The following is a 21,700-nucleotide window of genomic DNA, read 5'->3' on the forward strand; positions in this document are numbered from 1 at the left end:
ATGGCAACCCGCCTGATCGCCACGCATTGGACAAAGACAGGCATGGCCACCGGCCTTTCCGCAATATTCATGGCAAATCGTCCCGCCCTGCTGCGCTTTCTGCGCGCGCGCGGTGCGGGTGACGATGCCGAGGATCTGCTCCAGGACATGTGGATGAAGCTGGAGGCCAAGGATCTCGGCCCGGTCAGCGACCCGCTGCCCTATCTTTACCGGATGGCCAACAATCTGATGCTCGATCGTTATCGATCCGCCACCCGGCGCGAACGGCGGGAACAGGATTGGGCCGAAGGTGCCGGCGGGGTCATGGCCGATCCAGCCGAGGACATCGCGATCGACGAACGCATGATCCTGAACGAAAAGCTGAAGGAGGCACGCGGCGTGCTGCGCGACCTCGGACCGCGCGTCGAATTGGTGTTCCGCCGGTTCCGTATAGAGGGGGTCGGACAGAAGGTCATCGCGGCCGAACTCGGCGTCAGCCTGACCACGGTCGAAAAGGATCTGCAAAAAGCCTATCGTGCCATGCTCGCGCTCAAGCAGAAAATGGATACGGAATGAGCGGGTCGGCGGCGTCAGGCTCTGCAAGGGGCAAAAAATGAACGGGGCTGAAGCCATGATGAATCAGGAGGCGCTCGCGTGGGTGATCCGCACGCGTGATCCCCAATTTGACGACTGGGATGGCTTCACCCTGTGGCTGGAGCGCGATCCCGCCCATGCCGCGGCCTATGACGCCCTGATGGCGGACGATGCCGATCTGGAAGCGATTATCCCGCCCGATCCGGTGGGGGTGCCCGTCGCCGCAAACGACGTCGAACCTGGCAGGCGTCCCTGGCGCTGGGTCGGCGGCGGCGTGATCGCCGCGGCGCTGGTTGCTGCGATCTCGGTCGGCATGGTGAACCGGTCCGACATCTATACCGTCGCGACCCGGCCTGGCGAAACCCGCACGATCGCGCTGGGCGACGGCACGACGATCGACCTGAACGGCGGCACCCGCCTGCGCCTCGATCACAAGGACGCGCGTTTTGCCGCACTCGACAGCGGCGAAGCGGCATTCACGGTGCGCCATGATGCGGCCAATCCCTTCCGGGTCACGGTAGGCGATGTCGTGTTCGAGGACGCCGGCACGGTCTTCAACATCGTCCACGCTGGCGGCGCGACCCGGATCGGCGTGTCCGAAGGCAAGGTCATCTACAATCCGCAGGCGGAGGCCATCGCCCTGCCCGCCGGACGGGCGCTGACGGACGACACGCAGGGGCTGCGCGTCATGGATATCGCCCCAGCCGCGGTCGCCAGCTGGCGGCAGGGCAATCTGGTCTATGCCAATGCACCTGTGACGCAGGTGAGCGAGGACATCGCCCGTTCGCTCGGCATCACCGTCCGCTTCACGCCCCAAGCCGGAGCCAGCCGCTTCACCGGCACGATCCGTCTCGACAGGAACGCCGCGCGCTTCTTTGCCGGAGCCGCGCCGCTGATGGGCCTTTCCGCCGTGCGGCAGGGTGACGGATGGCTGCTGAAGGAAGGGCCGCTCAAGGAAGGAAATGAGCCGCAGAGCTGATCTTCTTCTCGTCACCGCCCTCGCCATAACGAGCGCAACGCCCGCGCAAGCGGCGGACAGACATACTATCAGCATCGCTCCCGGCAGGCTGGGCGAGGCAGCGATCGCGCTCGGCCGTCAGACCGGCGTCAGCATCGGCATGTCCGACCAGTCCCTTGCCGGCGTCGCGACCGGCCGGATCGAGGGCCATCTCTCGGTGGAACAGGCGATCAGGCGCTTGCTGAAAGGCACCGGCGCGACCGCGCGGCGGATCGACGCCACCACCTGGCGCATCACCCGCATTCGTCCCGCGCCGCCCCCGGTCGCCGCGTCGCCCGCACCGGTCCAGGCTGCACTCGCGCCCGATCTGCCGCCCGCCGAGATCATCGTCACCGCCTCCAAGCGTGACACGCCGCTGCCGCGCTATGCCGGCATGGTGGAAGCGCTGGACAATCGCGCCTTCACGAGTGGCGAAGCGGCGAACGGCACCGCAACGCTGCTCGCGCGGATATCCAGCCTCAGTTCCACCCACGCGGGCAATGGCCGCAACAAGCTGTTCATCCGCGCCATCGCCGATTCCGCTCTCGCCGGGCCTACACAGGCGACGACCGGCCAGTATCTGGGCGACATGCGCCTCAATTATGCCGCGCCCGATCCGGACCTCAAACTCTACGACGTCGGCCGGGTCGAGGTGCTGGAGGGACCGCAAGGCACGCTCTATGGCGCCGGATCGCTCGGCGGCATCATCCGCATCATGCCCAACGCGCCCAATCTCGGCGAATATGGCGGGCAGCTGTCCGCCGGCCTTTCCGCCACCCAGCATGGCGATCCCGGTGGCGATGCCTCCGTCACGCTCAACCTGCCGATTGTCGCAGAAAAGCTGGCGCTCCGCGTAGTCGGCTACGGAGTGCAGGAAGGCGGATATATCGACGATGTCGACCGCAGCGAGGACGACGTCAACCGTGTACGCACCTGGGGGGGCCGCGCGGCACTGCGCTTCGCGCCGGGCGACGACTGGACCATCGACCTCAACGGCGTTTACCAACATATCCGCGGCGACGACGCCCAATATGCGACACGTTCGGTCGGGCGCTTTCAGCGCGCCTCTTCCGTCGCACAACCCTATTTTTCGGACTACCTGCTCGGCAACGTCCGCATCGAACGCCAATGGGATAGCCTGCGCCTCGTCTCTTCGACCGGCTATGTCCGCCACGAACTGGCTGAAAGCTACGACGCGACCCAACCCGACAGCGCGCCTGCCCTGTTCCGCCAGAACAACGAAGTGGACATCTTCACTACGGAAAATCGGCTGGTGCGCGACCTCGACAATGGCCTGGGCTGGATATTGGGCGGCTCCTATCTCGAGAGTTCGTCGCGCCTGCACCGCTCGCTGACATCCTATGGCGCCGGCGTCCAGCCATCGGTCATTCCGGGCGTGCCCATCTACGGCATGGGCCGCCCGGCTCCTGCAACAGGCGTGCGCAACAGGGTGAGGGAAGCGACGCTGTTCGGCGAAGCCTCGTTCGAGCCGGCCGATGGGCTGATCGCCACAATCGGCGGACGGCTCACCAACAGCCGTCTGTCAGGCGAGGCGCTCGATCCGGTCGCGGCCCTATCCTCCGCCGACCTCGCCCGGGCCGAGGCGCAGGCCGACCGCAGCGAGACCATCTTCCTGCCTTCTGCGTCCGTTCTGACCGACGCCATTCCTGGCGTTACCCTTTACGCAAAGTTTCAGCAGGGCTTCCGTCCCGGCGGGCTGGCGGTCGATGACCAACGCGTCCGTCGTTTCCGGAATGACCGCATCTCCACGTTCGAGTTGGGCTTCCGCAAAGGTGCGCCGGGCCGCGATCGGGTCGCGATCAGCGCCAATCTCGCCTATACCGACTGGCGCGACATTCAGGCCGACATCACCGACAGGATCGGCCTGCCTACCACCGCCAACATCGGCGACGGACGCATCTACACCTTCGAAGGACGCATCTTCGTGCGACCGCTGCCGTCGCTCAGCCTCGACGGCAGCTTCATCTACAATGACAGCCGTCTCAGCCAGCCGGCCCAGTTCCTTCGCGCCCTCTCCTATGACGGACGGTCGCTCGCGCTGCCGAACGTCGCAAATCTTGGCGGCAGGATCGCCTTCGATTATCGCGCGCCGCTGGCAGATGACATGGATTTTCACCTGAACGGCGCAGCCCGCTATGTCGGCAAATCGCGCCTCGGCGTCGGTCCGATCCTCGGCCAGACGCAAGGCGACTATGTCGACACCAGCCTGACTGCCAGCCTGACGCGCGGGCCGGTGCAATATTCGCTGTCGCTCACCAACTTGCTGGACAGCAACGGCAATCGCTTTTCGCTCGGTACGCCGTTCGATCTGCGGACCGACTATTATACCCCGCTCCGCCCCCGAACCGTGCGGATCGGCATCGACTTCGCCTTCTGACCATTTCTTGATCGCATCGCCTGACGGAATGCACCGTCCGGCGTCGTCCCAAGCCGACGCGCGCACAGAATATCCAGCGCGACACGCAGAGGAGACATCATGCGACATCTACTGGCCTGCACGGCCATCGCGCCCGTGCTGGCAGCCCTGACGGTGGCTGAAGCGGCCGCTGAAACCACGATAAGTACCGCCACGACAACAGCGGTCAGGACCTCAACGGTCGCCAGCGGCGCGGCAGACGACATCACCATCAGTTCCGCCGGATCGATCACCGTTACCAGCGGCGCGGCAGTGACCGTTGACAGCAACAATGACGTGTCCAATGCCGGTACGATCACCATCAACGATGCCGACGCCGTAACAGCTATCCTGGCCGCGCCAGGCACAACAGGCGACATCACCAACAGCGGCACCATCACGCTGACCGAGGACTACACCGCCGAGGACGAGGATGATGACGACGACACCGATGGTGCCTTTGCCGAAGGATCGGGCAAGAACGGCATCAGCGTCCAGTCCGGCGCGGCGCATGTCGGCAATATCGTCCAGAGCGGCACCATCACTATCGAGGGCAATGAATCCGCCGGCATCCGTCTCGACGGCGCACTGACCGGCAATCTATCCAACAGCGGCACCATATCCGTCACGGGCGACAACAGCTATGGCATCGTGGCCAACGATGTTACCGGCAACGTCACAGTGCAGGGCGCCGTCACTGCCGTGGGCGGAAACAGCGTAGGCGTCGCGCTGCTGGGCGACGTGACCGGCGCGGTGAAAATCCAGGGCAGCATCGTCAGCACTGGTTATCGCTACACCACCCGTCCCAGCGACACCACCGACCTGGATGCCGACGACCTCCTGCAGGCCGGGTCGGCCGTGGTGATTGCCGGCAATGTCAGCGGTGGCGTGATCTTCGACGTGCCGCCTACGGCGAGCGACGATGACGACGAAGATGATACCGACATCGACGACGACGGCCTGACCGACAGCAGCGAAGGCACTGCCTCGGTCGTGACCTATGGTTCGGCCGCGGCCGTGCAGGTGGGTGCGGCCGATATCGACACCGTCATCGGCTCGGTAGCGACCAACAGTTCGGGCTATGGCCTCGTCATCAATGGCAGCATCGCCGGCTATGGCATCTATGACGGCGTCGCCGCCAACGGCCTGGTCGTCGGTGGCCTGGGCGGCGCGGTCGACATCGCCAGCGGCATTTTGGTGGACGGCACCGTGGCAGCGGTGTCCTACAACAGCGACGCGACCGCTCTGCGCCTGGGATCGGGCGCAAGCACCGGCACGATCGAGGTGAACGGCACGGTCGGCGCCACCGGGTCCGCCAGCACGGGCACGGCAGCGCGGGGCCTGGTGATCGACGCTGGCGCGAGCGTCGACAGCATCGTCGTCAGCGGAACCGTCGGCGCTGTGGCGCTGGACGATGAGGACGGGACGGCAATAGCCATCCTCGATGCCTCGGGCACCGTCTCGCGCCTGAGCAACAGCGGCGCGATCGGGGCGACCGGCGGGCTGACCAACACCGCGATCGACCTCCGCGCCAACAGCAGCGGCGTCACCCTGACCCAGGCACTGGCGGACACGGATGCCAGCGCACCCGCGATCACCGGCGACATCTATTTGGGGTCTGGCAATGACATCGTGACGGTATCCGCTGGCACCATTACCGGCGACCTCAGCCTTGGCGCGGGCAACGACAACCTGTCACTGTCCGGCACCTCCAGCCTGACCGGCGACGTCACCTTCGGCACCGGGGATGCGACGCTGACGCTGGCAGACAGCGCCGCCATCACCGGCGGCGTCGATTTCGGCGGCGACAGCGGCACGTTGACGCTGGGGGGCACGTCTTCCCTGTCCGGCGCGATAAGCAACAGCAGCGGCATCGCCGTGGTGCTGAACGGCGGCACGCTGAACGCCACCAACACCGGCAGCGTCGGCCTCGCCTCGCTGTCGGCCAGCGGCACCTCCACCATCGGCGTCACCATCGACGCGGCCACCGGCACCCATACGGTCTATGACGTGACGGGCGCCGCCAGCTTCGCCAGCGGGTCGCAGGTGAAGGTCAACCTGACGCAGGTCGCAGGATCGGAAGGCGACTATGTCATCGTCCGCGCCGGCGCGCTCAACGGCACTCCCTCGCTGGATGCCGACACCTTGCTGCCCTATATGTTCAAAGGCAGCCTGGCGAGCGACACCGGCGCCGGTACCGTAACCCTCTCGGTGGCGGCGAAGAGCGTTTCGGAACTGGGGCTCAGCGGATCGCTGGCGCGCGCCTATTCGGCGATCTTCAACGCCCTCGACAATGACAGCGACATCGCCAACGCCTATCTCGGCATCACCGATGGCAGCACGCTGACCGCCAACCTGCGTCAGATGCTGCCGGACCATGCCGGTGGCACCTTCGAAGCGGTGACGGCCGGGTCGCGCGCGACCGCGCGCATCCTGTCCGACCCCAACGGCATCTACCGCACGCGGGACGGCCGGCTCGGCTTCTGGCTGCAACAGGTCGCCTTCGGCAGCGCCAAGAGCGTGGGCAGCACCGCCTCCTACGACATCAACGGCTGGGGCGCGGGCGGCGGCGTGGAATATCTGACCGATCTCGGCGCCTTCGGTGGCTCGCTCGCCTACATTCATGGCAGCGATTCCAGTGGCAACTCCAACAATGCGGTCGATTCCGACCAATATGAACTGGCGGCGCACTGGCGCGGGCAATGGGGTCCGCTGCTCGCCTTCGCCCGACTGTCCGCTGCGGCGATCAACTTTGCGGGTACGCGCCATTTCGAGAATGGCGACGTCACTCGCACCGCCAACGGCAGTTGGAACGGCAGACTCTATTCCGCCACGGCCGGCGCCTCCTACCAGTTCCAGATGGGCCGCCTCAGCCTGCGGCCCGCTGTCGGCCTCGACTATTATCGCCTCAAGGAGGATGGTTATGCCGAAACCGGGGGCGGCGACGCGTTCAACCTGACCGTGCTCGGCCGCAACAGCGATGAGGCGACCGCCAGCGGCACGATCACGGCGGGCTATGACTTCGGCGCCCTCAAGCGCGAGGATGGCTGGCTGCGTGTCGAACTGGAAGGAGGCCGCCGCCAGATCATTGGCGGGTCGCTTGGCGACACCATCGCCTATTTCAAAGGCGGCGATCAGTTCACCCTGGTGGCCGAAGACCGTACCAACGGCTGGACCGGCCGCGCGCGGCTCTACGGCGGGACCGACACGTTCCGCATCGGCGGCGAGTTCGGCGCGGAGGAACAACAAAATCACGTCGCCATCTCATTTAGGGCGACGGTTAATTTCGTCCTGTGACGTCTTGAGGATGAACAGGCGGGCCACACCCCACAGACCCTCCCGGTCCGCCTGTTCCGCTGCGGCATGATGTCCTTCCCCAGGGACGCCGCGCATAAAAGAGGGGCGTCGCCGGCCCCCGGCGGCGCCCCTTATGCTTTGGCGAACTCAGTGCTGAATCGAGAAATCGAAGATCCGTGAAGCACCGGTACCTCGGCTCCACATCCCAGGCCCCGTGCCGCCGCCGATGGCATAAAGGAAGCCATATTCGCCGGCCGGAAGGTCCGCCTTGGGAGACACTTTGAACACGCCCGGCGCAATCTGCTCATAGACGAATGCAATCCGATCCTTGTCCATGACGCCCGACTTCGCTCCCGCCAGGTTCATGCTCCCCACCCTCGTCTCGCGCCGATCCTTCTTGATCTCGAAGCTGACCAAAGTGAACTCATTGGGCGACGAGACGGCGGAAGCCGCTCCCGAGAGCCAAACCGAGCCGGCCGGCGGCTGAGAAGGCGCGCGGTTGGCCTCGTCGAAATAGAAATAGAAGGTCGGGCGGGATCGGCTTGCCTTGATGGGCGCCGTTACGTTCGGGATGACCGTCTTGATACTGAGCGACGCGATGCCGCCAGTAAACGCATAACCGAGCAGACCGCCGGTCTTGCTCTGGTTCGAAATCGTGGGATCCAGGCGGACCATTTTGGGCTGCGGAAGCCAGTCCGCCAGCATGTAGAGGCCAGACGGATGCGGGACCAATGGGTCTGCAGAATCTGCCGACAGCGCCGCCCTGGATGGCACGCCGCCCCTTGCATCCGCTTCGATCATCGCAGCGATGACCGACCCGGAAACGCCGCTTTTCTTCAAAATGATGAGATCGTTCGTCGCCAGATTATAGGTGGCGGTCGAAGCCCTGACCTTGGCGATAACGGCTTCGTCGCCAAGCCCCGCCATAACCAGATCGACCACATTTTTATTAGTCAGCGTTTCCGCTTCCAGGTCGGCCGCCGTCCCGATCGAAACCATGAGGCATAACCCCACAGCCAACAACCCTCGCTTCATCTGCGCCCCCAATAGTCGATCCCGGAGTTCCCCTCCGGGATCGACTATGGCTTAGTTCAATGCCTTGCGCACCAGCTCATTCACCACCTGCGGGTTCGCCTTGCCCTGCATGGCTTTCATCGTCTGGCCGACGAAGAAGCCGAACAGCGCTTCCTTGCCTGCCTTATACTGTTCGACCTTGTCGCCATTTCTGGCGAGCACGTCGGCGACCGCTGCCTCGATCGCGCCTGTGTCGCTGGTCTGCTTCAGTCCCTTTTCCTCGACGATCGCCGGCGCGCGGCCGCCGGTTTCGAGCATGATCTCGAAAACCTGCTTGGCGATGGTGCCGCTGATCGTGCCGTCCGCGACGAGGGCGAGCAATTCCGCGCCCTCTTCCGGGCCGACCGGGCTTTCGTCCAGCGACTTGCCGAGGCGGTTGAGCGCGCCATAAAGTTCCGACAGCAGCCAGTTGGCCGATGCCTTGGCGACTTCGCCCTCGCTCTTCTTCTGGATGCGCGCGCCTTCGGCCAGCAGCGCCTCGAACCAGCGGGCGGTATCGGCGTCCGCCGTGAGGGTCGCGGCATTATAGGCGCTCAGCCCCAGATCCTGCTCATAGCGCTTCCGCTTGGCGTCAGGCAGTTCGGGCAGCGACCGGCGACATTCCTCAAGGAAGGCGTCGTCCAGTTCCAGCGGCAGCAGGTCGGGATCGGGGAAGTAGCGATAGTCATGCGCGTCCTCCTTCGACCGCATCGAGCGCGTCTCGTTGCGATCGGGATCGTAGAGGCGCGTTTCCTGGACCACCGTTCCGCCCGCTTCCAGCACGTCGACCTGACGGCTCGCCTCATGCTCGACCACGGCCATGACGAAGCGGACCGAGTTGACGTTCTTGGTTTCGGTTCGGGTGCCGAAGGGCTGGCCGGGCTTGCGGACCGACACGTTCACGTCGGCGCGCATCGACCCCTGGTCCATATTGCCGTCGCACGAACCGACGTAACGCAGGATCGTCCGCAGCTTCGACAGATAAGCCCCCGCTTCCGCAGGCGAACGCATGTCCGGCTTCGACACGATCTCCATCAGCGCTACGCCCGACCGGTTGAGGTCGACATAGGAGCGGGTGGGATGCTGGTCGTGCATCAGTTTGCCGGCATCCTGCTCGACATGAATGCGCTCGACGCCGATCACCTTGGTGCTGGCTTCCGGGTTCTTCTCGTCCAGCACGATCTCGATCTGCCCTTCCCCCACGATCGGGTGATAGAGCTGGCTGATCTGATAGCCCTGTGGCAGATCGGCGTAGAAGTAGTTTTTCCGGTCGAAACGCGACCATTTGTTGATCTGCGCGTCGATCGCCATGCCGGTTCGCACCGCCTGGCGGATGCACTCGCGGTTCGGCACGGGCAACATGCCGGGCATGGCCGCGTCCACCAGACTGACCTGCGTGTTCGGCTCCGCGCCGAACGCCGTCGCCGCGCCCGAAAAGAGCTTCGCGTTCGACGTCACCTGCGCATGGACTTCCAGGCCGATCACGACCTCCCACTCACCGGTTGCGCCCTGGATGCGATAGGTTGATTCAGTCATATTACCACCACTTGGCCGGACGAGCCGTGAAGCCCGCACGTTCTTCAATCGCGAGGCTCGCGTTCAGCACGGTCTGCTCGTCCAGCGCCTTGCCGATGATCTGCAATCCGATCGGCAGCCCGGCCGAATCCAGCCCGCCCGGCACCGCCATAGCGGGTAGCCCCGCCAGCGACGCGGGAACAGTGAATACGTCGTTCAGATACATGGCAAGCGGATCGGCCTGCTTCTCGCCCAGCGCGAAGGAGGCGCTCGGCGCGGTCGGCGTCAGCAGCAGGTCGCACTTTTCAAAAGCCTGCTCGAAATCGCGCGCGATCAGCGCCCGGACCTTCTGCGCCTGCGTATAATAGGCGTCATAGAAGCCCGCCGACAGAACATAGGTGCCGATCATGATGCGGCGCTTCACTTCCGGCCCGAAACCGGCGGCGCGGGTCGCGGCATACATGTCCTGCAAACCGGCCCCATCGGGCAGGTCGCGCTGACCATAGCGCACGCCGTCATAGCGAGCGAGGTTCGACGAGGCTTCGGCAGGCGCAATGATATAATAGGTCGGCAGCGCATATTTGGTGTGCGGCAGCGACACCTCGACCACCTCGGCACCCGCATCCTTCAGCCATTCGATCCCGCGATCCCACATGGCGGAGATTTCTTCGTTCAGGCCATCGGGGCGATATTCCTTGGGGATACCGACCTTCTTGCCCTTGAGATCGCTCGACAGACCGGCTTCCCACTGGGGCACGGCCAGATCGAGGCTGGTCGAATCCTTGGGATCGAAGCCCGACATCGCCTCCAGCAGGATCGCATTGTCGCGCACCGTCCGCGCCATCGGCCCGGCCTGGTCCAGCGACGAGGCGAAGGCGACGATACCCCAGCGCGAGCAGCGGCCATAGGTCGGCTTGATGCCGCTGATGCCGGTGAAGGCGGCAGGCTGGCGGATCGAGCCGCCGGTGTCGGTGCCGGTCGCCGCCGGGCAGAGCCGCGCGGAAATGGCCGAGGACGAGCCACCCGAAGATCCCCCCGGAGCCAGCGCGGCATTGCCGCCGTCATTGCGCCGCCAGGGCGAGATGACATTGCCAAAATAGCTCGTCTCGTTCGACGACCCCATGGCGAACTGGTCGAGGTTCAGCTTGCCGAGCATTCCCGCGCCAGCGTCCCACAGCTTCTTCGACACCGTGGACTCGTAGGTCGGCACGAAGCCTTCCAGCATGTGGCTGGCGGCAGTCGTCTGCACGCCTTCGGTGCAGAACAGATCCTTCATGCCGATCGGCACGCCGGAAAGCGGCTTCAGCGCTTCGCCAGCCGCCTTCGCCTTGTCGGCGGCATCGGCCGCTTCCAACGCCTTTTCCGGCGTTTCGACGATGAAGGCGTTGAGCGCCTTGGCTGCGGCGACATTGGCATTGAACGCCTCGGCCACTTCGCGCGCCGAAAAGTCACCCGCGCGGAAGCCGTCGCGGATTTCCGCGACCGTCAGATCAGTAAGGTTGGTCATTATTCGATCACCTTGGGCACCGCGAAGAAGCCATGTTCGGCCTGCGGCGCATTGGCCAGCACCTTGTCGCGCACATTGCCATCGGTGATGGCATCGTCGCGCAGGCGTTGATGGTTGGGGATGACGGCGGTCATCGGCTGCACGCCGGTTACGTCCACCTCGCCCAGTTGCTCCACCCAGCCAAGGATGTTGTTGAGTTCCGGCACCATCGCTTCGGCTTCGGCGTCGGTCACCGAAATGCGCGAAAGGCTGGCGATCTTCTTTACGGTCTGAAGGTCTATCGACATGGGCCGCCGCTACCACCCGCGCCCGTCCGCTTCAAGCGGCTTTAGCGCCCCTTGCGCACGCCCACGCCATGCGCCAGACAAGCAGCACAATTACGGAGAGTGTGGGTGGCGCGCAAATTCCTCTATGTCATCGTGGCGCTGGTGGTGCTGGTGATCGCCGCGCTGCTGATCTACCGCGTCTGGGGAATGCAACTGATCCGCATGGCGATGGTGCCGCGCGAATCCTTCACCGCGTTGCAGCCACTGCCCGAAGATGCCTATATCGACGCGACGATGTGGATCGCCCGTCCGGACATCCAGAAGGACAATCCCGCGCTCTGGACGCCTGCCGGCGTGACCACGCCCAACGCGCCCCAGAAAGCCGCGATCTTCTTCATCCATCCGACCAGCTACATAACGACCTTCGGCGATGCACACTGGAACGCCCTGCTGGACGACAAGGACGCCGATGCCACCGCCCGCCGCTTCGTCATGAGCCAGGCCAGTGCCTTCAACGCTGCCGGCACCGTCTGGGCACCGCGCTACCGCCAGGCCAATTATGGCGCCTTTCTCACCGACAAACCGGAGGGCGATCAGGCGCTTGCCGCCGCCTATCGTGACGTGGCGCAGGCCTTCGCCGCCTTCGTGAAGGCCAACCCCACAGGCCCGCTGATACTGGCCGGGCACAGCCAGGGGTCACGCCACCTGTTGCAACTGTTGCGCGACCAGGTCGCGGGCAAGCCGGTCGCCGACCGCATCGCCGCCGTATATGCCGTGGGCTGGCCGGTCTCGGTGGAGGCGGATCTGCCCGCGCTCGGCCTGCCTGCCTGTGCGCGACAGGATCAGGCGCATTGCATCGTCAGTTGGCAAAGCTATGCCGAACCGGCTGATCCGTCTGCCGTCGTGGAAAGTTTCGAACGCAAGACCGGCTATACCGGAAAGCCACGCAAGGGCACGCACATGCTCTGCACCAATCCGATCACCGGCGCCTTCAACGGCGCCGCTCCGGCCAGCGCCAACAGCGGCACGCTCGACGCGCGGGAGGAAGGCAAGTCACCAACATTGCTCACCGGCATCGTCCCTGCGCGGTGTGACACCAGCGGCGTGCTGATGATCGGGCAACCTGTCGACATGGGGCCGTTCACGCTCCCCGGCAATAATTACCATGTCTATGACTACAGCCTCTTCTGGGGCAACGTGCGGCAGGACGCGCAGAAAAGATTGGCGGCTTTCCTGAAGAAGTGACAGAGGCATGGTCATGAGAGATTTTGGCCTATGACGCTGGTTACAACGGATCGCGTCGCCTTTCGCGAAGCCCTGCCGGCAGGCGGCCGGCTGATCGGCATGGATGTCGGCACCAAGACGATCGGCCTTGCCCTGTGCGATGCCGCCTGGACGATCGCCAGCCCTGCCTACACCGTCAATCGTGGCAAGTTCAGCAAGGACAAGGTCGGCCTCGCCGCCTTCATCGAGCAGCAGCAGGTGAAGGGCATCGTCATAGGCCTGCCGCTCAACCTCGACGGCACCAATTCACCGCGCAGCCAGGCCAGCCGCGCCTTCGCCCATAATGTCGCGGAGCTGGGCTATCCGGTGCTGCTCTGGGACGAACGCTGGTCGACCCAGGCCGTCACCCGCACTCTGCTCGAAGCCGACGCCAGCCGTGCCCGTCGCGACGAACTGGTAGACAAGCTCGCGGCAAGCTACATCCTGCAAGGCGCGATCGACGGGCTGGTGGCGGGACTGGAATAGCCGCCTCGTCGGAGCGCGGCGCCACCCCGAGGCAAGTCGGGGTCTCCGGCAGCGCGCCATCGCCTGAAAGGAGGGAGAGACTTGACCATGTGCCCCCGAACTCTTCGCTACGCCGCCGCCCTGGCGACGGGCGCCCTTTCCCCGGACGCGGCCTATGCCGGTTTCTATTCGGGCGACGAACTCTATACCGTCTGCACGACCGACAAGGCCGACAAGGATTTCTTCGAGAAATCCTACGAATGCGTGGGCTATATCAGCGGCGCGGTCGATGCGTTCAACACGACGCGGGAAGCGAACAAGCTCAAAAGCTGCATCCCCGCCGACGTGACGATAAGCCAGTTGCGCAGCATCACGGTCGACTATCTGGGCAAGAACCCGATAGACCGGGCCAAGTCGGCATCCTCGCAGGTCTTCGCTGCGACCCGAAAGGCGTGGCCTTGCCCCGCGACCAAGCCGGTGTCGAAGAAGGCGAGCAGGAAGAAGCGCTGAAGGGAGCAACAGCCTGTCCGATCGATCGCACCTCCCCCTATCCCTCGAACGCCGCGATGATCGGGCAAGGCCCTTCCTCGCTTGCATGGCATTGCCGCGCCAGCCGCTCCAGCGCGGCGCGTGCCGCCTGCAATTCCGCGATCCTGACGTCCAGCGCCACGATGCGCTCCGCCGCCAGTTCGCGCGCCCGCGCCCGGTCCTGCCCGGCGTCGAGCTGGAGCAGCTCACCGATCTGCTCCAAAGTGAAGCCCGCCCCCTGGGCCGAACGGATGAACGCCAGCCGCCGCACGTCTCCCTCGCCATAGCGGCGCACCCCCGGCCCGCGTTCGGGCATGTCGAGCAATCCGCGACGCTGGTAATAGCGCACCGTTTCCACATTCACCCCGGCCGAACGGGCCAGCCCAGAAATCGTCATGGCCATACTTGACTCCGTACTATGGTACGGACCCTATATGGGGTGCATCCGCCCATAGCCAAGGATGCGTCGATGACCAGCCCTGCCCCCAAAAGTGCCAGCCTCTATCGTATGGTGATGCCCGGCCATACCTGCCCCTATGGGGTGAAGGCGCGCTGGCTGCTCAAACGCCGTGGCTATGTCGTGGACGATCACTGGCTCCGGAGCCGTGAGGAAACCGACGCGTTCAAGACACAGCATGACGTGACAACCACGCCGCAAATCTTCATCGACGGCCAGCGAATAGGCGGTCATGACGATCTGCGCCGGCACCTGGGCCTCAAGGTCCGCGATCCCAAGGCGACCAGCTACGTCCCGGTGCTTGCGGTCTTCGCTGTCGCCGGGCTGCTCGCGCTGGCGGTCAACTGGCTGACCTTCCTGCCGCTTGTTTCCTTCATGGCGCTGGAGCGCTTCGTCGCCATTGCGATGATGCTGCTCGCCATGCTCAAATTGCAAGATGTCGACAGGTTCGCGACCATGTTCCTGAACTATGACCTGCTCGCCCGCCGCCTGCCGCCCTATGGCGCGGCCTATCCATTCCTGGAACTGGGCGCGGGGGTGCTGATGCTGACGCGGGCGCTCGACTGGCTGTCCATCCCGGTCGCGCTGTTCATCGGCGGCATCGGCGCCATGTCGGTCTTCAGGGCGGTCTATATCGAGAAGCGAGACCTCAAATGCGCCTGCGTCGGCGGCAACAGCAATGTGCCGCTGGGCTTCGTCTCGCTGACCGAAAATGTCATGATGGTGGCGATGGCGCTTTGGATGATGGCGGGACTCCACTGAGCCGCCCGGCTACTCTCCATCCCTCCCATAGACATCGGGCAGGAACTGAACCCCCAGCGCGGTCGGCACGGCGGTCAGATAGGTCAGATAGACCGGCACCGGCTGAGGCAGGGGCACATGCTGTTCGGGCTTTTCGCCATCCGTGCTCGGCATCCTGCCGAAGAACCAGCGGCCCAGCCGCTGCGCATCCTCCAGCCGGACACAGCCATTGCTGAAATGGCGGTCCGCCTTCGCGAACAGGTCGCGCTGCGGCGTGTCGTGGAGGTAGATGCCAAGATCGTTCGGGAACATGAACTTGACCTTCCCCATTGCATTGTTGCCGCCCGGAAGCTGGCGCACCCGCACCTCCTGACGGCCCGCCGCCACCGCGTCCCAGTTGATCGCGCTCTGCGCCAAGGGCGCAGGATCAGCGCTCCAGTCGGCCAGCGCTTCATATCCCATCCCTTGCAATGACCCGCCGCTTAGGATTTTGGGCGCGACCTTGCGCTCCACAAGATCGGGCGGGATGTTCCAATAGGGATTCAGTGTTGCGTATCGGATCATGCCCGCCATCAGCGGCGTCTGCGTTTCCTTCGCCCCGGCGACGACCTTCATCGTGCCGTCCAGCGCGCCCTTGCTATAATACCAAAGGCGCGCCGAGGCGGCGTCGACCACCACGTGCCGTGTCCACGGTCCCGGCAGAAGCCGCGCGCGCTCCAGGTTGAGGGACAGCAGGCGCGCATAGCGCGCCGGCCCCTGGTTGATCGCCGAAATCGTCATCGCCCCCGCGACGCCATCAGGCTTCAGGCCATGATCGGCCTGGAAGGCGCGCACCTTTGCGGCCAGCGCCTTGTTATAGGTCATGCCGTCGGCCAGCCCCAATCGACGGCGCAACATGCCGATCTCCGCCCCCTTGCCGCCCGGTCGCATCTTCACCCCTTCGGGCACGGCGACATCCGGCAGGCCACCCCATTTCTTGAGATAGCCGGCCCGCGCGGTCCGCAGCTTCATGTAGAGGGGGCTCATCCAGCCGGCAGTCGCGATATAATCCGTGAGCGACGGCGCCAGAGCAGCAGACCGCAATATGTCCGACGGGTCGGAATCGCGCGGTTCGACTTCCTTGTCGAGATAGCGGATCTTCACGCCCCTGGCCGGGCGGCGCATGTCCGCAACCAGGCGAGCAAAGCTGCGCGACAAGGCCAGGTCGGCGCGCGCCAGGAGCTTTGGATCGTCACTGGCGTCCACCTCCTCGATCAGGCGCCGCAAGTCGCCCGGATCATAGTCGCGGGGATCAAGCCCGTCGGCTTCGCTCTGGTCGATCAGCGCCAGCAGCGCATCTGCCTGCGGCCCGATCCGGCCCTTTTCCAGCCAGAGCGGCCAGTAACCGCGTGGCGCGTAGAAATCCTTGTATTTCCCGCCCAACTGGGCACGGATTTCCGCCCCGATGCTCGACTTTGCGGCCTGTTCGAGGTCAGGCTGCGCGACCGTTGCCTGGGGAACCGCGGCAGCGATCAGCAGGCAGGGAATGAGGCAATCGCGTAGCGAAGGGGCGCGGCGGACATGCCGCGCCCGAAAAACTGCATGGATCAGCCGCGTTCTCCCGAACGGGGCGGTGGCGGGGGCGGCGGCGGGGGACAGGGCGGCCCCTGGATCGCATGATAAATGCCATCGGTCGTGTAATAGCCGTCGATGATGCCGTCGCCGTCGCGATCGGCGGCCACCGTACCGGCGATAGCGCCGGGGCCGACCGGCGGTGCCGTCGTGACCGGGGCCTCATTCTTGGAGCAGGCGCTCAGAGCCAGTAGCCCTGCAGCAGCCAATGCCATGGATTTGAATTGCATATACTCTCCCTGGACGCGGAACGGAAAACCGCCCGACGCCGTTAGACCTCCCACCACCATAAGGTGGCGGAGGGCCAACGTCTAAAGTTGCGAAACGAATCCATTACCCGACCGCAATGACGGCAAATGGTGCATTAACAGCGTCAGTCCGTTAGGGCGTCACCCAATCGGCCGAGGCGATACCCTGCGCATAGAGCAGCACCGACAGATCGCCATGCACGATCTCCGCTGCGGCGGCCGCGCGGGTCTTGGGCTTGGCATGATAGGCGACCCCCAGCCCCGCCCCCTCGATCATCGGAATGTCATTGGCGCCGTCCCCGACCGCCAGCGTCAGCGCGCGATCGATGCCACCGGCGATCGCCGCTTCCAGCTCCGCCCGCTTGCGCGCCGCATCGACGATCGGCGTAGTCACCGTTCCCAGCAACGCGCCGTCCGCAATCTCCAACTCATTGGCCACCGCCGCATCGAAGCCGATCTCCTCGGCCACCGGGCCGGTGAAGCGGGTGAAGCCGCCGGACACCAGCAGGGTCTTGGCGCCACGCGCCTTCATCGTGCGGACCAGCGCCCTGGCCCCCCCCATGATGACGACGCGCTCGTCGCGACACTGGTCGATGGCGCTGTCCGCCAGCCCCTTGAGCAGCGCGACCCGGCCGTGCAACGCGCCCGCGAAATCCAGTTCGCCTCGCATCGCCCGCTCTGTAATTTCGGCAATCTGCGGCTTGATCCCCGCATAGTCGGCCAGCTCATCGATGCATTCGACCGTGATCATGGTCGAATCCATGTCGGCGATCAGCAGCTTCTTCTCGCGGTTGGCGACCGGCTGAACGATGACGTCCACGCCCTGCCCCCAGTCGGTCAGCGCCGCGCGGGCCTGGACCGGATCGGCCGCGAACAAGAGGTCGGCTGCCTTGTCGCGGTCGAGCCAGGCCGTTTCCCCCGGCCGGCAGCCGGCATCACGCAGTCGGTCGGCGGCTTCGGAAATATCCCCCTGCCCGATCGAGCCACTTGCCACTAAGGTCGCGACGAACATGAACACTCCTGCACCAAATCCCGAAACCGGCCGGGGCGAATCCCGCCCACGGGTCGCGCTTATTGCCGGGCCGACCGCCAGCGGCAAGAGCGCGCTGGCCTGTCGCCTGGCCAAAGCGACCGATGGCGTCGTCATCAATGCCGACGCCAGTCAGGTCTATGCCGATCTGGCCATCCTGTCAGCACGCCCCTCGCCAGAGGAAATGGGTGACGTGCCGCATCGCCTGTTCGGCCATATCGACGGGGCGGAGGCCTGCACCGCGCCACGCTGGGCAGCCGAGGCGAAGGCGGAGATCGCCGCGGCCCATGCCGCCGGCAGGCTGCCTGTGCTGGTCGGCGGCACCGGCCTCTATATCCGCACCCTGCTCGACGGCATCGCCCCGGTGCCGGAGATCGACCCCGACATACGCACCGCCGTCCGCGCACTGGCCGTTGCGGACGCCCACGCCGCCCTGACCCGCGAAGATCCGGAAGCTGCCGCCCGGCTTGCGCCTGCCGATACCACGCGCGTCGCTCGTGCGCTGGAAGTGGTGCGATCGACCGGCATCCCGCTCAAGACCTGGCAGCAGCATAAGGAAGGCGGCATCGGCGACCGTGTCAGCCTGGTGCCGATGATCCTGCGGCCGCCGCGCGACTGGCTGATCGAGCGTTGCGACCGGCGTTTCGTCCAGATGGTGGAGGGCGGCGCGATCCCGGAAGTGTCAGCGCTGCTCGCCCGCCAGCTCAACCCGGACCTGCCGGTGATGCGGGCGATCGGGGTGCCGGAAATCGCAGCCTTGCTGAAAGGCGACAGCGACATGGACACTTGTATCGCAAAAGGCAGCCTGGCCACGCGCCAATATGCCAAGCGGCAATATACCTGGTTCACCAACCAGCCCCCACAGAGTTGGCCGCGCGAAGAGCGCGAAATAGATGATAAAATTATCGGTGAATTAGCAATTAAATTACAACATTAGGGGTTGACCCGTCATTTTCTGTCCACTAGAGGCAGGCGCCTTGCCATTAAAAGCGCTTGGGCGCAAAGCACGCCCCCTTGCATCAACGGAGGAGTAACATCGTGGCCGAAAAGAGCGGCGCGGACATATTGGTCGAATGCCTGGTCGATCTGGGCGTCGAAGTCGTGTTCGGCTATCCGGGCGGCGCTGTGCTGCCCATCTATGACGCGCTCTACAATCATCCCACGATCAAGCATGTGCTCGTCCGCCACGAACAGGGCGCGACCCACATGGCGGAGGGCTATGCCCGCTCCACCGGCAAGCCCGGCGTCGTGCTGGTCACGTCCGGCCCCGGCGCGACCAATGCCGTCACCGGCATCACCGATGCGCTGCTCGATTCGATCCCCATGGTCGTCATCACCGGACAGGTCCCCACGCAGCTGATCGGCACCGACGCTTTTCAGGAAGCTGACACGGTCGGCATCACGCGCCACTGCACCAAGCATAATTATCTGGTGAAGACACCCGGCCGCCTGGCCGAGGTCGTTCATGAGGCCTTCCATATCGCCACCACCGGCCGCCCCGGCCCGGTCGTCGTGGACATTCCCAAGAATGTCCAGATCGCGACCGCGCCCTATGCGAGGCCGGAACTCAAGGTCCACGCCAGCTATCATCCGCAGACCAAGGGGGACGCCGCCGCAATCGACGCGGCGGTCGAGATGCTGGCCGCGGCCGAGCGCCCGATCCTCTACACCGGCGGCGGCGTCATCAATAGCGGTCCGCAGGCCAGCGCATTGCTGCGCGAACTGGCGGCGCTGACCGGTGCGCCCGTGACCTCGACACTGATGGGCCTGGGCGCCTTCCCCGCCTCGTCCGACCAGTGGGTCGGGATGCTGGGGATGCACGGCACCTATGAAGCCAATTGGGCGATGAACCAGGCCGACCTGATCCTGTGCGTCGGCGCGCGCTTCGACGACCGCGTCACCGGCCGGCTCGACGCGTTCGCCCCCAATAGCAAGAAAGTCCATATCGACATCGACCGCAGCTCGATCAACAAGATCGTCGATGTCGATGTCGCAGTGGTCGCCGACGTCGCCAGCGCGCTGGAAGATATGATCGCGCTTTGGAAACAGCGCGACCACCATAAGGCGGACCTGTCCGAATGGTGGGCGCGGATCGCCGGCTGGCGCGCGCGCAAGAGCCTGGACTATGCCGAGAGCGGCGCCGAGATCATGCCCCAGCGGGCGATCGCCGATCTGTACAAGGCGTGTCAGGCCACCGGCAAGGACGTCATCATCACCACCGAAGTCGGCCAACACCAGATGTGGGCGGCCCAGCATTTCGGGTTCGAGGCGCCCAACAAATGGCTGACCTCGGGCGGTCTCGGCACCATGGGCTATGGGTTCCCCGCCGCCATCGGCGCGCAGATGGGCAATCCCGACAGCATCAGCATCTGCATCGCCGGCGACGCTTCGATCCAGATGAACATCCAGGAAATGGGGACCGCGACCCAATATCGCCTGCCGGTCAAGATCTTCATCCTCAACAATGAATATATGGGGATGGTCCGCCAGTGGCAGGAACTGACCTATGAAAGTCGTTATTCCAACAGCTATTCCGACAGCCTGCCCGACTTCGTGAAGCTGGGCGAAGCCTATGGCTGGACCGGCATCCGGATCGAGGGACCGCAGGAACTGGAAGCCGGCATCCGCCAGATGCTGGAAACCGACGGCCCGGTGATCGTCGATTGCCGCGTGGCGAAGCTCAGCAACTGCTTCCCGATGATCCCGTCGGGCGCGGCCCATACCGAGATGCTCCTCGATCCCAACCAGATCGAAGGCGTGATGTCGGACGAGGCGAAGGCGCTGGTGTGAAGGCACGGATGTGACGCAACATCTGAAGCTCCGTATCCATGTGACGGAGCCATGGGATTTCGAGAGGGTCGCGGGGACCGCCGAACTGACCGGCTGGACCGTCGACCATGTCGATCCGGACAATGGGGAATGGGAAGTGCATCTGGACCAGGGGTTCGATTTCAACAAGCGGCATATCGGCACGCTGCTGGCCGGTCCCCGCTATGTCGGCGAACGACTGGACCGGATGTTCGACACGGTGACGGGCTTTCCGGTACGCCTTGCCCATCGCCTCGACGGTGACTGGCAGTTCGCCTTCGCCGCCACGATTTCGCAGCGCCCAGACAAGGTCAGGCGCGAAGACCAGGACAGCGGGACGACCATCTGATGCATATCCAGGAAGAACTGAGCCAGCGGCACGTCCTGTCGCTGACCGTTTCCAACGAGGCCGGCATATTGGCGCGCATCGCGGGCCTGTTCACCGCGCGCGGCTATAATATCGACAGCCTGACCGTGGCGGACATCACCGACGACCATGCGATCAGCCGCATCACCATCGTCACCAGCGGCCCGCCCAAGGTGATCGACCAGATCATCGCCCAGCTCGACCGGCTGGTGCCGGTCCACAAGGTGACCGACCTGACCGAGAACGGTCCCTTTGTCGAGCGCGAGCTGGCGCTGGTGAAGGTCGCCGGCACGGGCGAGGACCGGATCGAGGCGCTGCGCCTGGCTGACGTGTTCCGGGCCAAGGTGGTCGACACCACGATCGAAAGCTTCATCTTTGAAATTACCGGCACGACCGAAAAGGTCGATAATTTCGTCGGCCTGATGCGGCAGATCGGCCTGGTCGAGGTCGGCCGCACCGGCGTCGTCGGCCTTATCCGCGGCAAGGAGCCGAACTGAAGAAATTGCCCCTTTCCCCTCGTGGGAGAGGGAGGTCGAAAAGAGTCACGCGCCTCTTTTC

Annotated in this window: 20 protein-coding genes; 12 read left to right on the forward strand and 8 right to left on the reverse strand. The window is 64.9% G+C overall.

Annotation, left to right across the window (positions count from 1 at the left end; all coding sequences use genetic code 11):
• Nucleotides 1-42: 42 nt before the first annotated feature.
• The 4 genes from K3M67_RS08840 (at nt 43) to K3M67_RS08855 (ending at nt 7,283) form a co-directional block, all read left to right on the forward strand.
• Nucleotides 43-555: an RNA polymerase sigma factor gene (locus K3M67_RS08840; protein ID WP_066858677.1), complete on the forward strand. Its 513-nt coding sequence runs from the start codon at nt 43-45 to the stop codon at nt 553-555.
• A 55-nt stretch (nt 556-610) separates the two neighbouring features.
• Nucleotides 611-1,552 (forward strand): FecR family protein, encoded by a 942-nt coding sequence (locus K3M67_RS08845; RefSeq protein ID WP_066858680.1) that lies wholly within the window; start codon nt 611-613, stop codon nt 1,550-1,552.
• Nucleotides 1,536-3,968, forward strand: a complete 2,433-nt coding sequence (locus K3M67_RS08850; protein WP_285831302.1) for a TonB-dependent receptor — start codon at nt 1,536-1,538, stop codon at nt 3,966-3,968. The genes K3M67_RS08845 and K3M67_RS08850 overlap by 17 nt, the downstream gene beginning before the upstream one ends.
• A 99-nt stretch (nt 3,969-4,067) precedes the next feature.
• Complete coding sequence (locus tag K3M67_RS08855; RefSeq protein ID WP_285831303.1) at nt 4,068-7,283, forward strand: autotransporter outer membrane beta-barrel domain-containing protein; 3,216 nt, start codon at nt 4,068-4,070, stop codon at nt 7,281-7,283.
• Between the two features lie 147 nt (nt 7,284-7,430).
• Here the strand turns inward: K3M67_RS08855 and K3M67_RS08860 are convergent, their stop codons facing one another.
• The 4 genes from K3M67_RS08860 to gatC form a co-directional block, all read right to left on the reverse strand.
• Nucleotides 7,431-8,282 (reverse strand): hypothetical protein, encoded by an 852-nt coding sequence (locus K3M67_RS08860; RefSeq protein WP_285831304.1) that lies wholly within the window; start codon nt 8,280-8,282, stop codon nt 7,431-7,433.
• Between the two features lie 87 nt (nt 8,283-8,369).
• Complete coding sequence (gene gatB / locus K3M67_RS08865) at nt 8,370-9,872, reverse strand: Asp-tRNA(Asn)/Glu-tRNA(Gln) amidotransferase subunit GatB (RefSeq protein ID WP_066858558.1); 1,503 nt, start codon at nt 9,870-9,872, stop codon at nt 8,370-8,372.
• A gap of 1 nt (nt 9,873) precedes the next feature.
• A complete protein-coding gene (gene gatA, locus K3M67_RS08870; protein WP_066858555.1) occupies nt 9,874-11,358 on the reverse strand; it encodes an Asp-tRNA(Asn)/Glu-tRNA(Gln) amidotransferase subunit GatA in 1,485 nt (494 codons plus the stop codon).
• Nucleotides 11,358-11,645 (reverse strand): Asp-tRNA(Asn)/Glu-tRNA(Gln) amidotransferase subunit GatC, encoded by a 288-nt coding sequence (gene gatC, locus K3M67_RS08875; RefSeq protein WP_066858551.1) that lies wholly within the window; start codon nt 11,643-11,645, stop codon nt 11,358-11,360. Before gatC ends, gatA begins: the two co-directional genes overlap by 1 nt.
• A 105-nt stretch (nt 11,646-11,750) precedes the next feature.
• On the opposite strand from gatC, the gene K3M67_RS08880 reads away from it, so the two are divergent.
• The 3 genes from K3M67_RS08880 to K3M67_RS08890 all read left to right on the forward strand — a co-directional run bounded on the left by K3M67_RS08880 (nt 11,751) and on the right by K3M67_RS08890 (nt 13,862).
• Nucleotides 11,751-12,869: a DUF3089 domain-containing protein gene (locus tag K3M67_RS08880; RefSeq protein WP_285831305.1), complete on the forward strand. Its 1,119-nt coding sequence runs from the start codon at nt 11,751-11,753 to the stop codon at nt 12,867-12,869.
• Nucleotides 12,870-12,899: 30 nt separating this feature from the next.
• On the forward strand, nt 12,900-13,373 hold the full coding sequence (gene ruvX / locus K3M67_RS08885) for a Holliday junction resolvase RuvX (protein WP_443019644.1): 474 nt from the start codon (nt 12,900-12,902) through the stop codon (nt 13,371-13,373).
• Nucleotides 13,374-13,460: 87 nt separating this feature from the next.
• Nucleotides 13,461-13,862, forward strand: a complete 402-nt coding sequence (locus K3M67_RS08890; RefSeq protein WP_285832917.1) for a Rap1a/Tai family immunity protein — start codon at nt 13,461-13,463, stop codon at nt 13,860-13,862.
• Nucleotides 13,863-13,899: 37 nt separating this feature from the next.
• Here the strand turns inward: K3M67_RS08890 and K3M67_RS08895 are convergent, their stop codons facing one another.
• Nucleotides 13,900-14,283 carry a MerR family transcriptional regulator gene (locus tag K3M67_RS08895; protein ID WP_066858539.1) on the reverse strand — a complete coding sequence of 128 codons (384 nt, stop codon included), beginning with the start codon at nt 14,281-14,283 and terminating at the stop codon, nt 13,900-13,902.
• Nucleotides 14,284-14,349: 66 nt separating this feature from the next.
• Between K3M67_RS08895 and K3M67_RS08900 the strand changes: the two genes are divergently transcribed.
• Nucleotides 14,350-15,099, forward strand: coding sequence for a MauE/DoxX family redox-associated membrane protein (locus tag K3M67_RS08900; RefSeq protein ID WP_285831306.1), 750 nt, complete (start codon nt 14,350-14,352; stop codon nt 15,097-15,099).
• Nucleotides 15,100-15,108: 9 nt separating this feature from the next.
• On the opposite strand, the gene K3M67_RS08905 is transcribed toward K3M67_RS08900, so the two are convergent.
• The 3 genes from K3M67_RS08905 to serB form a co-directional block, all read right to left on the reverse strand.
• Entirely contained in the window at nt 15,109-16,500 is a 1,392-nt protein-coding gene (locus K3M67_RS08905) for a L,D-transpeptidase family protein (RefSeq protein ID WP_502958874.1), read from the reverse strand.
• Between the two features lie 164 nt (nt 16,501-16,664).
• On the reverse strand, nt 16,665-16,919 hold the full coding sequence (locus K3M67_RS08910) for a hypothetical protein (protein WP_066858528.1): 255 nt from the start codon (nt 16,917-16,919) through the stop codon (nt 16,665-16,667).
• 151 nt (nt 16,920-17,070) lie between these two features.
• Complete coding sequence (gene serB, locus K3M67_RS08915; RefSeq protein ID WP_066858525.1) at nt 17,071-17,949, reverse strand: phosphoserine phosphatase SerB; 879 nt, start codon at nt 17,947-17,949, stop codon at nt 17,071-17,073.
• Here serB and miaA point away from each other — a divergent pair.
• From miaA to ilvN, 4 genes are all read left to right on the forward strand, one after another.
• The gene (gene miaA / locus K3M67_RS08920) at nt 17,948-18,904 is read left to right on the forward strand and encodes a tRNA (adenosine(37)-N6)-dimethylallyltransferase MiaA (protein ID WP_066858522.1); all 957 of its coding nucleotides are present in this window, start codon (nt 17,948-17,950) and stop codon (nt 18,902-18,904) included. The two genes, serB and miaA, sit on opposite strands and share 2 nt — an antisense overlap.
• Nucleotides 18,905-19,005: 101 nt before the next feature.
• On the forward strand, nt 19,006-20,757 hold the full coding sequence (locus K3M67_RS08925) for an acetolactate synthase 3 large subunit (RefSeq protein ID WP_285831307.1): 1,752 nt from the start codon (nt 19,006-19,008) through the stop codon (nt 20,755-20,757).
• A gap of 10 nt (nt 20,758-20,767) precedes the next feature.
• Nucleotides 20,768-21,124, forward strand: a complete 357-nt coding sequence (locus K3M67_RS08930) for a hypothetical protein (protein ID WP_066858516.1) — start codon at nt 20,768-20,770, stop codon at nt 21,122-21,124.
• A complete protein-coding gene (gene ilvN, locus K3M67_RS08935) occupies nt 21,124-21,639 on the forward strand; it encodes an acetolactate synthase small subunit (protein ID WP_066858513.1) in 516 nt (171 codons plus the stop codon). Before K3M67_RS08930 ends, ilvN begins: the two co-directional genes overlap by 1 nt.
• Nucleotides 21,640-21,700: the final 61 nt, after the last annotated feature.

Source organism: Sphingobium sp. V4, assembly GCF_029590555.1.
Lineage (GTDB): Bacteria > Pseudomonadota > Alphaproteobacteria > Sphingomonadales > Sphingomonadaceae > Sphingobium.